At 67.2% G+C, this 13,841-nt stretch carries 13 protein-coding genes and 1 pseudogene; 8 read left to right on the forward strand and 6 right to left on the reverse strand.

Annotated features, from left to right (window positions below):
• Positions 1–178 precede the first annotated feature (178 nt).
• Positions 179–436: a TIGR04438 family Trp-rich protein gene (locus VFL64_RS18510; protein WP_489541855.1), complete on the reverse strand. Its 258-nt coding sequence runs from the start codon at positions 434–436 to the stop codon at positions 179–181.
• Positions 437–563: 127 nt separating this feature from the next.
• Between VFL64_RS18510 and VFL64_RS18515 the strand changes: the two genes are divergently transcribed.
• The 3 genes from VFL64_RS18515 to VFL64_RS18525 all read left to right on the forward strand — a co-directional run bounded on the left by VFL64_RS18515 (position 564) and on the right by VFL64_RS18525 (position 2,476).
• On the forward strand, positions 564–875 hold the full coding sequence (locus VFL64_RS18515; protein WP_489541856.1) for a c-type cytochrome: 312 nt from the start codon (positions 564–566) through the stop codon (positions 873–875).
• A gap of 66 nt (positions 876–941) precedes the next feature.
• Complete coding sequence (locus VFL64_RS18520; protein ID WP_489541857.1) at positions 942–1,706, forward strand: metallophosphoesterase family protein; 765 nt, start codon at positions 942–944, stop codon at positions 1,704–1,706.
• A complete protein-coding gene (locus VFL64_RS18525; RefSeq protein WP_489541858.1) occupies positions 1,703–2,476 on the forward strand; it encodes a 4'-phosphopantetheinyl transferase family protein in 774 nt (257 codons plus the stop codon). The genes VFL64_RS18520 and VFL64_RS18525 overlap by 4 nt, the downstream gene beginning before the upstream one ends.
• 97 nt (positions 2,477–2,573) lie before the next feature.
• Here VFL64_RS18525 and acs read toward each other — a convergent pair whose 3' ends face one another.
• Positions 2,574–4,541, reverse strand: a complete 1,968-nt coding sequence (acs, locus tag VFL64_RS18530; protein WP_489541859.1) for an acetate--CoA ligase — start codon at positions 4,539–4,541, stop codon at positions 2,574–2,576.
• 150 nt (positions 4,542–4,691) lie between these two features.
• Here acs and VFL64_RS18535 point away from each other — a divergent pair, with 150 nt between their 5' ends.
• Positions 4,692–5,297 carry a YqhA family protein gene (locus VFL64_RS18535; protein WP_489541860.1) on the forward strand — a complete coding sequence of 202 codons (606 nt, stop codon included), beginning with the start codon at positions 4,692–4,694 and terminating at the stop codon, positions 5,295–5,297.
• Here the strand turns inward: VFL64_RS18535 and nhaA are convergent.
• Positions 5,291–6,496 carry a Na+/H+ antiporter NhaA gene (gene nhaA / locus VFL64_RS18540; protein ID WP_489541861.1) on the reverse strand — a complete coding sequence of 402 codons (1,206 nt, stop codon included), beginning with the start codon at positions 6,494–6,496 and terminating at the stop codon, positions 5,291–5,293. The two genes, VFL64_RS18535 and nhaA, sit on opposite strands and share 7 nt — an antisense overlap.
• A gap of 53 nt (positions 6,497–6,549) precedes the next feature.
• Between nhaA and VFL64_RS18545 the strand changes: the two genes are divergently transcribed.
• Positions 6,550–8,073, forward strand: coding sequence for a fumarate hydratase (locus VFL64_RS18545; RefSeq protein WP_489541862.1), 1,524 nt, complete (start codon positions 6,550–6,552; stop codon positions 8,071–8,073).
• Between the two features lie 6 nt (positions 8,074–8,079).
• Here VFL64_RS18545 and VFL64_RS18550 read toward each other — a convergent pair whose 3' ends face one another.
• Together VFL64_RS18550 and VFL64_RS18555 are read right to left on the reverse strand one after the other, a co-directional pair.
• Positions 8,080–9,357, reverse strand: coding sequence for a mechanosensitive ion channel family protein (locus VFL64_RS18550; RefSeq protein ID WP_489541863.1), 1,278 nt, complete (start codon positions 9,355–9,357; stop codon positions 8,080–8,082).
• Between the two features lie 15 nt (positions 9,358–9,372).
• Positions 9,373–10,308 carry a histone deacetylase family protein gene (locus tag VFL64_RS18555; RefSeq protein WP_489541864.1) on the reverse strand — a complete coding sequence of 312 codons (936 nt, stop codon included), beginning with the start codon at positions 10,306–10,308 and terminating at the stop codon, positions 9,373–9,375.
• Positions 10,309–10,345: 37 nt separating this feature from the next.
• Between VFL64_RS18555 and VFL64_RS18560 the strand changes: the two genes are divergently transcribed.
• On the forward strand, positions 10,346–11,272 hold the full coding sequence (locus tag VFL64_RS18560; RefSeq protein WP_489541865.1) for an AAA family ATPase: 927 nt from the start codon (positions 10,346–10,348) through the stop codon (positions 11,270–11,272).
• Here VFL64_RS18560 and VFL64_RS18565 read toward each other — a convergent pair whose 3' ends face one another.
• Positions 11,273–11,848 (reverse strand): TetR/AcrR family transcriptional regulator, encoded by a 576-nt coding sequence (locus VFL64_RS18565; RefSeq protein ID WP_489541866.1) that lies wholly within the window; start codon positions 11,846–11,848, stop codon positions 11,273–11,275.
• Positions 11,849–11,908: 60 nt separating this feature from the next.
• Between VFL64_RS18565 and VFL64_RS18570 the strand changes: the two genes are divergently transcribed.
• The gene (locus VFL64_RS18570) at positions 11,909–13,171 is read left to right on the forward strand and encodes a glycosyltransferase (protein ID WP_489541867.1); all 1,263 of its coding nucleotides are present in this window, start codon (positions 11,909–11,911) and stop codon (positions 13,169–13,171) included.
• Positions 13,172–13,235: 64 nt separating this feature from the next.
• A pseudogene (locus VFL64_RS18575) lies at positions 13,236–13,841 on the forward strand (DUF58 domain-containing protein); the annotation flags it as partial.

Raw genomic sequence — 13,841 nt, forward strand, 5'->3', positions numbered from 1 at the left:
CAAGCGCCGCGCGGCCTGGAAGCGCCCTGCTCCGCGCTACACGCGCGGCGTGCTGGCGAAGTTTGCCAAGAACGCCTCCAGCGCCAGCTCGGGTGCGGTGCTCGACCAGTTCGAGTGATGTCTGCCAAGGCACATGAAAAAAGCGGCCCGCGGGCCGCTTTTGCTTTGTACAACGGGCTCAGCGCTTGCGCTTGTGCCGGCGCCCCTTGGCGTCCATGCCGAGGTTCTCAAGGTTCTCTGCGCGCCGCTTCGCCACACGTGCATCCATCTTGTCCATCTGGCGACGCTTGGTGTAGCCGGTGGAATCGGCCCAGGCCCACCACACCACGGCAGCGAGGAAGGGCCACAGCACCGCGAACCAGGACCACTCGGCGACGGGGCCGAACTCGGCCACCTTCATCACCAGCAACAAGACGCCAAAAATGACAAAGTACATGGTTTGACCCGCCTCAAGGGCATGGGGTTTGTAACGATCGCCGTCAACCTGCACGCCTAGAATGCGTTGAACCAGCCGTGCTGGGAATGTAAATCACCCTTCTGTGTCCGGCACCCGAAAGGAAACCATGAAGTCGACGCTTTCACTGATTTTTGCCGCATCCGCACTGGTCGCAGGCCCTGCCTTCGCCAACGCCGATCTCGCACAAAAGAAGAACTGCATGGCATGCCACGCAGTCGACAAGAAACTGGTCGGCCCCGCCTACCAGGACGTGGCCGCCAAATACGCCGGCCAGAAGGACGCCGTGGACAAGCTGGCGCAGAAGGTCATCAAGGGCGGCGCCGGCGTGTGGGGCCCGGTGCCCATGCCGGCCAACACCGCGGTCAGCGATGCCGAGGCCAAGCAGTTGGTCACCTGGATCTTGTCCTTGAAGAAGTAAGCCGCATCTGCGGATGACCGGAGGCCCCCGCGTGGGGCCTCTTTCATTTGGCTCACACTCCAGGCCATGCGCGTCTTTGCCATCTCCGACCTGCACGTCGACTACGAACCCAACGCGCAATGGGTTCAGCAGTTGTCGATGGGCGAGTACCTTGACGACGTGCTGATCGTGGCCGGCGACGTCTCCGACCGCTCCGCGCGCGTAGCGGCCTGCCTGGAGACGTTGGCTCGCCGCTTCTGGCGCGTGCTCTTCATCCCCGGCAACCACGACCTGTGGGTGCGGCACGATGCCCCCGGGCTCGATTCCTTCGGCAAGTTCGAGCAGCTCAAGCACCTGGTGCGCAACGCCGGCGCCAGCATGGACGTGTTCCACCACGGCGACCTGAGCATCGTGCCGCTGCTGGGCTGGTACGACAGCAGCTTCGGTGAGCCGGGCGAAGACCTGCGCCTGGCCTGGGTCGACTACCGCGCCTGCCGCTGGCCCGAAGGCTTCGAGTCGCACCACACGGCGCAGGCCTTTCTGGCGATGAACGCCTACCAGCGTCAGTCGGAGCGCGAGGTGATCGTGTCGTACTCCCACTTCTTGCCGCGCATCGATGTGATGCCCGACCGCATCCCGCCTGAGAAACGCATCATCTACCCGGTGCTCGGCAGCACGGCGCTGGGCGAGCAGGTGAAGGCGCTGAAACCCGCGGTGCACGTGTACGGGCACAGCCACGTGAACCGCCGCATCGAACTCGATGGCACGCTGTACGTCAACAACGCCTTCGCCTACCCGCACGAGACACGCATCGCGCGCAAGGAGCTGGTGTCGGTGTACGAGACCCCATGACGCTTGCCCTCGACGCCAGCCAGGTGCACCTGTGGCTCGCTTTCTGCGGCGATGCCGACGAGAGCGCACTCCACGACCGTTACCGCACGCTGATGACGCCGGAAGAGCGCGCCCGCGGCGACCGCTTCCACTTCGAGCGTGACCGCGCACGCTACCGCGTCACCCGCGCCCTGGTGCGCAGCACGCTGTCGCGCTACGCGCCGGTGGCGCCGCAAAACTGGCGCTTCGAGGCCACGTCCTACGGCCGCCCGCAGATCACCAACCCCGAGGCACTGGCGCAGAGCCTGAGCTTCAATCTCAGCCACACCAGCGACCTGGTGGTGCTCGCCGTGACGCGCGGCCGGGCATTGGGCGTGGACACCGAGAACATCAGCCGCGGCGCCCTGCTCGACGTGGCCGACCGCTTCTTCGCCCGCAGCGAATGCGAGCACCTGCGCGCCCTGCCCACCGAGGCACAGGCCACGCGCTTCTTCGAGCTGTGGACGCTGAAGGAGAGCTACATCAAGGCCAGGGGCCTGGGGCTGTCGATCGGGCTCGGGCGCTTTGCCTTCGACCTGCGCGAACCCAAGGGCGTGTCGCTCAGCACCGACCCCGAGCTGCAAGACCCGGCCGACCGCTGGGGGCTGCGCCACGCCTGGGCCACGCCGGAACACCCGGTGGCATTGTGCGTGGAACGATTGAACGGGCAGCCCTTCGAGCTGGTCGCGCGGCGCGTGGTGCCGCTGCGCAGCGAGTCGCCTTTCGAACTCGTCACTGCGCGCAGCAACTGACTGCATCGCGGGCCGACCGCCGGGCCGCTCCCAAGCCGGCCCCGCATCCCCCTGGGGGATCGGCCTGCGTACCCGCAGGCCGAGGGGTCGTCATCCCTCAGTACGCCTGGCCCAACTGCTCCAGGATCGCCGGGTTCTCCAGCGTCGAGGTGTCCTGCGTGACCGCCTCACCCTTGGCGACAGAACGCAGCAAACGCCGCATGATCTTCCCGCTGCGCGTCTTGGGCAGGTTGTCGCCGAAGCGGATGTCCTTCGGCTTGGCGATCGGCCCGATCTCCTTGCCGACCCAGTCGCGCAGCTGCTTGGCAATCGCCTTGGCCTCGTCACCGGTGGGGCGCGGGCGCTTCAGAACGACGAAGGCGCAGATCGCCTCGCCCGTGGTGTCGTCGGGGCGCCCCACCACTGCGGCCTCGGCCACGAGGTCGGTGCATGACACCAGCGCCGATTCGATCTCCATCGTGCCCATGCGGTGGCCACTGACGTTCAACACGTCATCAATGCGGCCGGTGATGGTGAAGTAGCCGGTCTTCTCGTCGCGCACCGCGCCGTCACCGGCCAGGTAGTACTTGCCCTTGAAGTCTTCGGGGTAGTAGCTCTTCTTGAAGCGCTCGGGGTCGCCGTAGATGGTGCGGATCATCGAAGGCCACGGCTTCTTGATGACCAGGATCCCACCCTGCCCGTTGGGCACGTCCTTGCCGGTCTCGTCGACCACCGCCGCCTGGATGCCCGGGAAAGGCAGCGTGCACGAGCCCGGCACCAGCGGGGTGGCGCCCGGCAGCGGGGTGATGACGTGGCCGCCCGTCTCCGTCTGCCAGAAGGTATCGACGATGGGGCAGCGGCCACCGCCGATGTGCTGGTGGTACCACTCCCAGGCCGCCGGGTTGATGGGCTCGCCCACCGAACCCAGGATGCGCAGACTGGACAGGTCGTACTGCTTGGGGTGCACGGCCTCGTTGCTTTCTGCCGCCTTGATGAGCGAGCGGATGGCCGTCGGCGCCGTGTAGAAGATGCTGACCTTGTGCGTCTGGATCACCTTCCAGAAACGGCCCGCATCGGGGTAGGTCGGCACGCCCTCGAACACGATCTCGGTGCCGCCCAGCGCCAGAGGGCCGTAGGCGATGTAGGTGTGGCCGGTGACCCAACCGATGTCGGCGGTGCACCAGAAGACGTCGTCGGGCTTCAGGTCGAAGGTCCACTTGGTGGTGAGCGCTGCATGCAGCAGGTAGCCCCCGGTGGAATGCTGCACGCCCTTGGGCTTGCCGGTGGAACCCGAGGTGTAGAGCAGGAAGAGCGGATGCTCGGCGCCGACCCATTCGGGCTCGCAGGTCTCGGCCTGCGTGGCGGTCAGCTCGTGCATCCACTTGTCGCGCGACGCCTCCCAGCCGATCTTGCCGCCGGTGCGCTTGTAGACGATCACGTTCTTGACGCTCTCGCAGCCCCCCAGGCCGATCGCTTCGTCGACGATGGCCTTCAGCGGCAGCTGCTTGCCACCGCGCAGTTGCTCGTCGGCGGTGATGACCATCACGGCACCGGCGTCCTGGATGCGGTCGCGCAGACTCTGCGCGGAGAAACCACCGAACACCACAGAGTGCGTGGCGCCGATGCGCGCGCAGGCCTGCATGGCCACCACGCCTTCGACCGACATCGACATGTAGATGACGACGCGGTCGCCGCGCTGAACGCCTTGCGCCTTGAGCGCATTGGCCATGCGGCAGGTCCTGGCCAGCAGCTCCTTGTAGGTGACGCGGGTGACCTGCCCGTCGTCGGCCTCGAAGATGATGGCGACCTTATCGCCCAGGCCGGCGTCCACCTGCTTGTCGAGGCAGTTGTAAGACACATTCAGCGTGCCGTCTTCGAACCACTTGAAGAACGGGGCCTCGCTGCCGTTGAGCACCTGGGTGAAGGGCTTCTTCCAGGTGACGAACTCGCGCGCCAGGCGAGCCCAATAGCCTTCGTAATCGGCATCGGCTTCAGCGCAGAGCTTGTCGTACGCCGCCATGCCCGAGACGTGCGCCGCTTTGGCGACAGAGGCGGGAGGCGGATAGAGCTTGGCGGCGTCGGTCATGGCAGTCTCCTGGGCTTGGTTGTTTGCACTGGTTCGCACCATAAGCGGGAGCTCTTACGAACGGCTTACTCCGTGCTGCAAGTCGCAGGCCCATAGCTTGGGCCAACTAAACTCGCGGGCAACCGGACTATCCCTGAAAGTGCTTCCTCCATGACCCAGCCCGTCACCTCCTCCGCCCGCAGACTGCGCCCCCTGCCGACGCTGATCTTCGCCAGCCGGTGGCTGCAGTTGCCCCTGTACCTCGGCCTGATCCTGGCCCAGGGCGTGTACGTGTTTCACTTCTGGGTGGAACTGGTGCACCTGATCCATGCGGCGCTGGGCAACGAGTCGGCACTGCAGGCCATCTTCTCGGCGGTAGGCGCCACCAGCGCAGAGATCCACGGCGGAAAGCTGACCGAGACCATCATCATGCTGGTGGTGCTCGGCCTGATCGACGTGGTGATGATCTCCAACCTGTTGATCATGGTGATCGTGGGCGGCTACGAGACCTTCGTGTCACGCATGGACCTCGAAGGCCACCCCGACCAACCCGAGTGGCTGAGCCACGTGAATGCCTCGGTGCTCAAGGTGAAGCTCGCGACTGCGATCATCGGCATCTCGTCGATCCACCTGCTCAAGACCTTCATCAACGCCAGCGCGCTGAGCGACCGGGTGCTGATCGCCCAGACGGCAATCCACATCGCCTTCCTGTTCTCGGCCCTGGCGATCGCCTGGACCGACCGCATCCTCACCGCGCACCAGAGCAACGGTCACTGAATCCGCATGTGCTGCTGGCGGCGGCGCGACGGGCCGCGCCGCTCGGCCAGCACCAGGATGGCGGTGCCCAGCACGCCGGCGACCAGCGAGCCGCAGAGCACACCGAGCTTCACCTGCGTGACGTAGGCCGGGTCCTGGCCCTCGAAGGCCAGGCCACCGATGAAGAGGCTCATGGTGAAGCCCACGCCGCACAGCACGCACACGGCGAAGAACTGCCAGCGGTTGGCCCCGTCAGGCAGCTCGGCCCCGGCAAAGCGCGTGAGCAGGAGCGACGAGCCGAACACCCCGACCGCCTTGCCCAGCACCAGGCCTGCGGCGATGCCGAGCGGAACAGTCTGCGTGAGCGTGTCGATCGAGATGCCTTGCAGCGACACGCCGGCATTGGCAAACGCAAACATCGGCAGCACGACGAAGGCCACCCAGGGGTGGAGCACGTGCTCCAGCGTCTCCAGCGGCGTGTGTTCGTCGTCGCCCATGGGGATGGCGAAGGCGGTGGCCACACCGGCCAGCGTGGCATGCACGCCCGACTTGAGCACGCACACCCAGATCAGCGCCCCCACCACCAGGTAAGGCAGCACGCTCATCACGCGCAGCCGGTTGAGGGCGAACAGCGCCGTACAGCCGACGAGCGCGATGGCCAGCATGGCCCACGAGAGGTTGGCGGTGTAGAACAAGGCGATCACGACGATGGCCCCCAGGTCGTCGATGATGGCCACGGCGGTGAGAAAGATCTTCAGCGCCGCCGGCACGCGCGAGCCCAGCAGCATCAGGATGCCGAGCGCGAAGGCGATGTCGGTCGCCGCGGGAATGGCCCAGCCGCGCAAGGCCACCGGATCGCGCAGGTTGATCAGCGCATAGATGCACGCCGGAACCGCCATGCCACCCAGCGCCGCCACGGCGGGCAGCAGGGCCTGGCGCGGCGTGGACAGCTCGCCGGCCAGCAGCTCGCGCTTGATCTCCAGCCCCACCAGCAGGAAGAACACCGCCATCCACAGGTCATTCACCCACAGGATCAGCGGCTTGGAGAGCACCAGCCAGTCGTGCCCGATGCGCACCTCACCCGGGATGCTGCGAAACGCCTCGTAGCTGGCGCCCCAAGGCGAGTTGCTGACAACCAGCGCCAGCACCGTGGCCACGGCGAGCACGATGCCCCCCGCCGACTCCGCCGCGAAAAACCGACGAAACGCTGTGCTGATCACGAGCTTTGCCCCTTGAGTAAACTTCTTCTTTCCGCCTGAGAGAGCCCGCCGCCATGACCACCATTCGCCACGCAGACCTCGTCGAGAGCGTCGCCGCAGCCCTGCAGTACATCAGCTACTACCACCCCGCCGACTATATCCAGCACCTCGCGCGTGCGTACGCCAGCGAGCAAAGCCCGGCCGCGAAGGACGCGATCGCGCAGATCCTCACCAACTCGAAGATGTGCGCCGAAGGGCGCCGCCCGATCTGCCAGGACACCGGCATCGTCAACGTGTTCCTGAAGATCGGCATGGACGTGCGCTTCGAGGGCTTCCCCGGCAGCATCGAAGACGCGGTGAACGAAGGCGTGCGCAAGGGCTACCTCCACCCCGACAACGTGCTGCGAGCGTCCATCGTGGCTGACCCGCAGTTCGAGCGCAAGAACACCGGCGACAACACGCCGGCCGTGATCCACATGACGGTGGTGCCCGGCAACACGCTCGACGTGCAGGTCGCCGCCAAGGGCGGTGGCAGCGAGAACAAGAGCAAGTTCGCCATGCTCAACCCGAGCGACTCGGTGGTCGACTGGATCCTCAAGACCGTGCCCACCATGGGCGCCGGCTGGTGCCCGCCCGGCATGCTGGGCATCGGCATTGGCGGTACCGCCGAGAAGGCCATGCTGATGGCCAAGGAAGTGTTGATGGAGCCCATCGACATGTACGAGCTGAAGCAGCGTGGACCGCAGGACAAGACCGAAGCGCTCCGCATCGAGCTGTGCGACAAGATCAACGCGCTGGGCATCGGTGCACAAGGCCTCGGCGGCCTGACCACGGTGCTCGACGTGAAGATCGCGATGTACCCCTCACACGCCGCTGGAAAGGCGATCGCCATGATCCCCAACTGCGCCGCCACGCGCCACGCGCACTTCGTGATGGATGGCTCGGGCCCGGCCTACATCGACCCGCCAAGCCTCGACCTCTGGCCCGACGTGCACTGGGCACCCGACTACAACAAGAGCAAGAAGGTGAACCTCGACACGCTCACGCGCGAGGAAGTGCAGTCGTGGAAGCCGGGCGAGACCCTGCTGCTCAGCGGCAAGATGCTCACCGGGCGCGACGCCGCTCACAAGCGCATCCAGGACATGCTGGCCAAGGGCGAGAAGCTGCCCGTCGACTTCACCAACCGCGTCATCTACTACGTGGGCCCGGTCGACCCGGTGCGCGACGAAGTGGTGGGCCCTGCCGGCCCGACCACGGCCACACGCATGGACAAGTTCACCGAGATGATGCTGGCGCAAACCGGCCTGATCGGCATGATTGGCAAGAGCGAGCGCGGGCCGAGCGGCATCGAGGCCATCAAGAAGCACAAGGTGGCCTACCTGATGGCGGTGGGCGGCGCGGCCTACCTCGTCTCCAAGGCCATCAAGAAGTCGAAGGTGCTGGGCTTCGCCGACCTGGGCATGGAAGCCATCTACGAGTTCGACGTGCAGGACATGCCCGTCACGGTGGCGGTCGACGCCACGGGCACCTCGGTGCACGAGACCGGCCCGAAGGAGTGGCAGGCCAAGATCGGCAAGATCCCGGTCGCCGTGGCCTGATCGTTCTCAGCCCGCCGGTGCCGCAGGCGCCGGCCGGGTGTGCATCACGCGCTGCGGGAAAGGGATCTCCACCCCTTCGGCATTCAGCACCTCCAGCACTGCGAGGTGCACGTCGGACTTCACCGCCCCCTGGCCGTTCTCCGGGTCGCGGATCCAGAACTGCAGCGACAAATCCATGCCGTCGGCCGAGAAGGCGGCCAGCTGGACACCGGGAGCAGGATCCTCCAGCACCCGAGAGACGCCCAGCATCGCCGCCACCAGCTTGGGCTGCAAGGCACGCACGTCGGTGCCATAGGCCACCTGCACACTGCTGCTGACCAGCACGCGCGAATCGGCCAGCGAGGAGTTCTCGACCCGCTGCGTGATCAGCATCTCGTTGGGCAGGATGGACTCGCGCCCCCCGAGAGAGCGGATCACGGTGTAGCGCGTGCGGATGTCGACGATGCGGCCCTCGAAGTTGTCGACCTTCACCATGTCGCCGATGCGCAGCGAACGCTCAGCCAGGATCACGAAGCCGCTCACGTAGTTGGCAGCGATCTTCTGCAGGCCGAAGCCCAGGCCCACGCCGAGTGCGCCGCCGAGCACGCTGAGCGCGGTGAGGTCCAGCCCCACCGCCGACATGGCCACCAGCAGGCCGACGAACAGCAGCACGGTGCGCACGATGTTGGAGATCATCTTGCGCATCGACAGGTCGTTGCCGGTGCCGTGGATGATCTTGCGTTCGATCGCGGACGACAGCCACAGCACCAGCACCATCACCACGCCGCCGGTGATCGTGCCTTCGACCAGGTGGCGCAACGAGATCTGCGTCTTGCCGAGCTGCCAGCGCACTTCGTCGAGTTGCTGCATGACCATCGGCAGCACGCCGGTGATCCACAGCACGGCGGCAATCCAGGCCACCCAGGACAGCGTGCGCTCGAAGGCGCGTACCCAGCCGTTGTGCGGGTAGGCCGCGGTGAGCACCCGCACGGTGAGGCGGATCAGCACCAGCGAGGTGAGGATGGGGATGGCCAGCTTGAACACGGCCACCTTCACCACGCCGGCCAGGAGGTGGCTCGACAGCAGCGCCAGCATCAGCGCCAGCACCGGGAACATCACGCCGTCGATGACGTTGTCGCCGAACAGCACGGCGCCATGCAGCTTGAAGACCCGGCGCAGCATCGCCGAGACGAGCCATGAGAGGCCCAGGCAGCCCAGCAGCACCGCGAGTTCGGTGAGTGCGCTCTGGCTGGTCAGGTTGTGCAGGAGGTCCTGGAGTTCCTTGAGATCGAAAGTCGCGTTCATTCTTGTTCTAAGGCATCAGAGTTCAGCCAGCACGCGCAGGTGCGCAGTCACGCTGCGGGCGAGGGCGCTGAGCGAATAGCCGCCCTCCAGGCACGAGACGATGCGCCCCTGGGCGTGGCGGTCGGCCACCTCCTTCACGCGCAGGGTGATCCATTCGTAGTCGGCCTCCACCAGGCCGAGCTGGCCGAGGTCGTCTTCGCGGGGGGCGTCGAAGCCGGCGGAGATGAACACCATCTGCGGCTTGAACTCTTCGAGCCGCGGCATCCACATCAGGTCGATCATTTCGCGGATCTCCATGCCGCGCGTGTAGGGCGGAATCGGCAGGTTGACCATGTTGCTGCCCTTGGGCACACCGCCGCTGTAGGGGTACAGCGGGTGCTGGAAGAAGCTCACCATCAGGATGCGGTCGTCGCCGGCCACGATGTCTTCGGTGCCGTTGCCGTGGTGCACGTCGAAGTCGACGATGGCCACGCGCTTGAGGCCGCGCACGTCGAGCGCATGGCGAGCGGCGATGGCCACGTTGTTGAAGAAGCAAAAGCCCATGGTCTCATCGCGCGTGGCGTGGTGGCCGGGCGGGCGGATGGCGCAGAAGGCGTTGTCGATCTCCCCGTCGATCACCGCATCGGTGGCGGCCACGGCCGCTCCTGCGGCACGCTGGGCAGCGCGCCAGGTGCCGGGGTTGGCGCTGGTGTCGGGGTCGAAGGCGCGCGACTCGCCACTCGCAGCGAGCTGCTCCAGGCGGTCTTTCAGTTCCGCCACGTAGGCGCTGCTGTGCGCGAGTTGTACATCGCTCAAATCGACCAGCGGTGCGTCGCGGTGCACGAAGGCCGCATCGAGCCCTTGGGCGATGAGATGGTCGTGGATCGCGTCCAGCCGCTGCGGGCATTCGGGGTGCCCGTGGCCCATGTCATGGGCGCGGCAGTCGGGGTGGCTGTAGAGGGCGGTGGGCATGGCGGCGGCGCGGGGAGTTTCGGGTATCGTGCGCCGCATGAACCAAGCCCTTGCGTCGCAACTCACCCGCTTGATTGACCAGATTAGCACGATCATTGTCGGCAAACGACCGCAAGTTCGCGACTGCGTGGCCTGCCTTCTGGCGGGTGGCCACCTGCTGATCGAAGACGTGCCCGGCGTGGGCAAGACGACGCTGGCACACGCCCTGGCCGTGTCGCTCGGCCTGCGCTTCTCGCGCACCCAGTTCACCGCCGATCTGATGCCGTCCGACCTCATCGGCGTGAGCGTCTACGAGCGCAGCAAGGAGGCCTTCGTCTTCCATCCCGGCCCGGTGTTCGCGCAGGTGCTGCTGGCCGATGAGATCAACCGCGCCGGCCCCAAGACGCAGAGCGCCCTGCTCGAAGCCATGGAAGAGCACCAGGTCACCGTCGAAGGCGAGACGCGCGCCCTGCCCCGCCCCTTCTTCGTGATCGCCACCCAGAACCCGACCGACCAGCTCGGCACCTACCCGCTGCCCGAATCGCAGCTCGACCGCTTCCTGATGTGCCTCACGCTGGGCTACCCAGACAAGGCCAGCGAGCGTGCACTGCTGGCGGGCACCGACCGGCGCGATGCCATCGGCGCGCTCACGCCGGTGATGACGCCGCAAGACCTGATCGCTGCGCAGCAGGAGGTGCTGAAGGTTCACGCCTCCGACGCGCTGCTCGACTACCTGCAGTCGCTGATCGCCGCCACCCGCGGCGGCGCCTGGTTCGTCGATGGCCTCAGCCCGCGCGCCGGCATCGCCATCCTGCGCGCCGCCAAGGCGCACGCCCTGCTCGACCAGCGCGACTACGTGGCACCTGACGACGTGCAGGCCATCCTCGTGCAAACGGTGGCGCACCGGCTGGTCCCGGTGGCGGGCGCCGGCCGCGGTGCGCGCGAGCAGGTGCGCGCGATGGTGGCGGCCGTTCCGCTGGTCTGATCAGCTGGGCGGGCGGAGCTTTTTCGCCAGCGCCCGCGCGAGCATCACCGGGTCGTAGCCCGGCAGCATCTGGTCGATCGCAAGCGTGGCCAGGCCGTGCATCGTGGCCCATGAGCGCAAGGCAGCCACGGGGTCGTCGGGCTTCACGTCCTGGCGCGTCTTCATGCCACTGTCGAACATGTGCGTCGAGCGCGCGATGGCTTCGAGCAACTCGGGGCTCTTGCCGCGGTCGGCCACGGCCGGGCCGAACATCAGGCGGAACAGGCCCGGCCGTTCGACTGCGAACTGCACATAGGCCACGCCCATGTCGGCAAACGGCTCGCTCGATCCTTCATAGGCAGCGCGCATCGCCTCGGCGAACTCGCCGAAGCCCTGCACCGCCAGCGCAATGAGCAGCGCGTCCTTGTCGGCGAAGTGCCGGTAGCAGGCCGCCGGCGTCACCCCGGCGCGGCGCGCCACCTCGCGCAGGCTGACCGCCGCCACGCCGCCATCGTCGAGCAGCGCGCGCGCCGCCACGAGCAGCGCCGCCTTCAGGTCGCCGTGGTGGTAGGTGCTGCGGGGCTTGGATGTTTTCACTGTTCACATTCTCTGCTATCCTTAAGTAAACAGCGTTTACATCACATCAGAGGGAGAACCATGAAGATCCTGCTCAACACCGTCGGCAGCCATGGCGACGCACTGCCCTTCATCGCCATCGCGCAAGAACTGCAGCGGCGCGGCCACGAGCCTCTTCTGTTTGCCAACGGCAGCTTCGCCGCGCTCGCCACCGCAGCCGGGGTGCCCTTCGTCGAGACCAGCAGCGCCGAGCAACAGGCCGCCGCCCTGCGCGACCCGGCTGCCATCGACATGCGCAAGGGCCTTGCGTTGCTGGCCGACGCCGTGATGCTGAACCTGCGCCAAAGCCTGGAGCTGATGGAGCAGGCGCACGAGCCGGGTCGCACGCTGGTGGTCGGCTCGTCGGTGGCCTGGGCGACGCGGGTGTTTGCCGAGCGCCATCGCGTGCCGGTCGCCACCCTGCACCTTGCGCCGGCATTGTTCCGCTCCGAATACCGCGCCCCATCGGTCGGGCCGCTGGGCCACCTGGAGCGCGCGCCCCGGTTCATCAAGCGCTACCTGTGGTCCATGATGGACCGGCGCTTTCTCGATCCGCTCTTCGCCGTGCCTTTCAACCGCATTCGCGCGGAGCTGGGCCTGCCGCCGGTGGCACGCGTGTACCACGACTGGCTGCACCAAGCCGACCTCACGCTCGGACTCTTCCCCGAGTGGTTCGCGCCGAAGCAGCCCGACTGGCCGCAGGGGCTGCAGCTGACCGGCTTTCCGCTCCAGCCTGCGAGCAGCACGCTGCCGGCAGAGGTCGAGGCCTTCCTGAGCCAGGGCGATGCACCCGTCGCGTTCACGGCCGGGACGGCCAATGCGGCATCGCATGCCTTCTTCGCCGCCTCGGCCGAAGCCTGCCGGCTCTCGGGCCGCCGCGGCTTGCTCATCACGCACAGCCCGGAACAGTTGCCACCCGTGCTGCCCCAGGGCGTGATGCACGTCGGCTACGCGCCATTCGACGCACTGCTGCCGCGGGTGTCGGCCTTCGTCCACCACGGCGGCATCGGCACCACCGCGCAAGCGCTGCGTGCCGGCGTGCCGCAGCTCGTGAAGCCGATGGGCGCCGACCAGTTCGACAACGCCAGCCGCACGGTGCAACTGGGCGTGGCGAAGCAGCTGCTGCCGCGCCGCTACAACGCGCGAACGGCGGCCCATGCGCTCGACCTGTTGGTCAGCGATCCCGTCGTCCGCGAACGCTGCGAGGCCATGCGCCACCAGATGGCCAAGCAGAACGGCGTGAGCGCAGCCTGCGATGCGATCCTCGATCAGCTCGCTTTGGCTCATTCCGCAGGGGCGCGCTGAACGTGCCGACCACGCACAGGCCCAAGCGCAAATAGCCCGGCACGCGGCGGCTTAGGATGGGGGCATGTCCACGGCCCCGTCCTTTCAGCCCTACAACCCCGCCGCCCAGGTGCGCCGGCGCTTCCGCGCCTGGTGGCAGCAGCGGCTGCCGCGCACCGACACGTTGCTGCTCACCCAGCGCAACGTCTACATCCTGCCCACGCGCGCCGGGCTGATGTTCGGGTTGACGCTGCTGGTGCTGCTGGTCGCCTCGATCAACTACCAGCTCAACCTCGGCTACGTGCTCACCTTCCTGCTGGCTGGTAGCGGCGTGGTGTCGATGAACGTCACCCACAACACCTTGCGCGGCCTCACGCTGCACCTGCGCCCGCCGGCGGCGGTATTCGCCGGTTCGCCGGCGCTGCTCGACATCACGCTCACCAGCCCCGGCCGGGCGCGCTTCGGCATTGGCCTGCGCATGGAGGCCACGCCCGCGGCCACGCTCAGCTGGACCGACGTGCCCGAAGGCGGCCAGGCCAGCGCGCAGGTGAGCTTCGTGCCGCAAGCGCGCGGGCGGCACGAGGTGCAGGCCATCAGCGCCGATACGCGCTTTCCGCTCGGGCTGTTTCGCGCCTGGTCGGTGTGGCGGCCGGCGGCGCAGGTGCTCGTCTACCCCAGGCCCGAGCAGCCA

Origin of the sequence: Rhizobacter sp. (assembly GCF_035702065.1) — a bacterium.
Lineage (GTDB): Bacteria > Pseudomonadota > Gammaproteobacteria > Burkholderiales > Burkholderiaceae_C > Rhizobacter.

Excerpts from the sequence above, each read along its gene's own strand:
- VFL64_RS18570 (WP_489541867.1), top strand. The coding sequence starts at position 11,909 with ATGAAGATCCTGCTCAACACCGTCGGCAGCCATGGCGACGCACTGCCC.
- acs (WP_489541859.1), bottom strand. The coding sequence starts at position 4,541 with ATGACCGACGCCGCCAAGCTCTATCCGCCTCCCGCCTCTGTCGCCAAA.
- VFL64_RS18525 (WP_489541858.1), top strand. The coding sequence starts at position 1,703 with ATGACGCTTGCCCTCGACGCCAGCCAGGTGCACCTGTGGCTCGCTTTC.
- VFL64_RS18545 (WP_489541862.1), top strand. The coding sequence starts at position 6,550 with ATGACCACCATTCGCCACGCAGACCTCGTCGAGAGCGTCGCCGCAGCC.
- VFL64_RS18535 (WP_489541860.1), top strand. The coding sequence starts at position 4,692 with ATGACCCAGCCCGTCACCTCCTCCGCCCGCAGACTGCGCCCCCTGCCG.
- VFL64_RS18550 (WP_489541863.1), bottom strand. The coding sequence starts at position 9,357 with ATGAACGCGACTTTCGATCTCAAGGAACTCCAGGACCTCCTGCACAAC.
- VFL64_RS18560 (WP_489541865.1), top strand. The coding sequence starts at position 10,346 with ATGAACCAAGCCCTTGCGTCGCAACTCACCCGCTTGATTGACCAGATT.
- VFL64_RS18555 (WP_489541864.1), bottom strand. The coding sequence starts at position 10,308 with ATGCCCACCGCCCTCTACAGCCACCCCGACTGCCGCGCCCATGACATG.
- VFL64_RS18510 (WP_489541855.1), bottom strand. The coding sequence starts at position 436 with ATGTACTTTGTCATTTTTGGCGTCTTGTTGCTGGTGATGAAGGTGGCC.
- VFL64_RS18520 (WP_489541857.1), top strand. The coding sequence starts at position 942 with ATGCGCGTCTTTGCCATCTCCGACCTGCACGTCGACTACGAACCCAAC.
- VFL64_RS18515 (WP_489541856.1), top strand. The coding sequence starts at position 564 with ATGAAGTCGACGCTTTCACTGATTTTTGCCGCATCCGCACTGGTCGCA.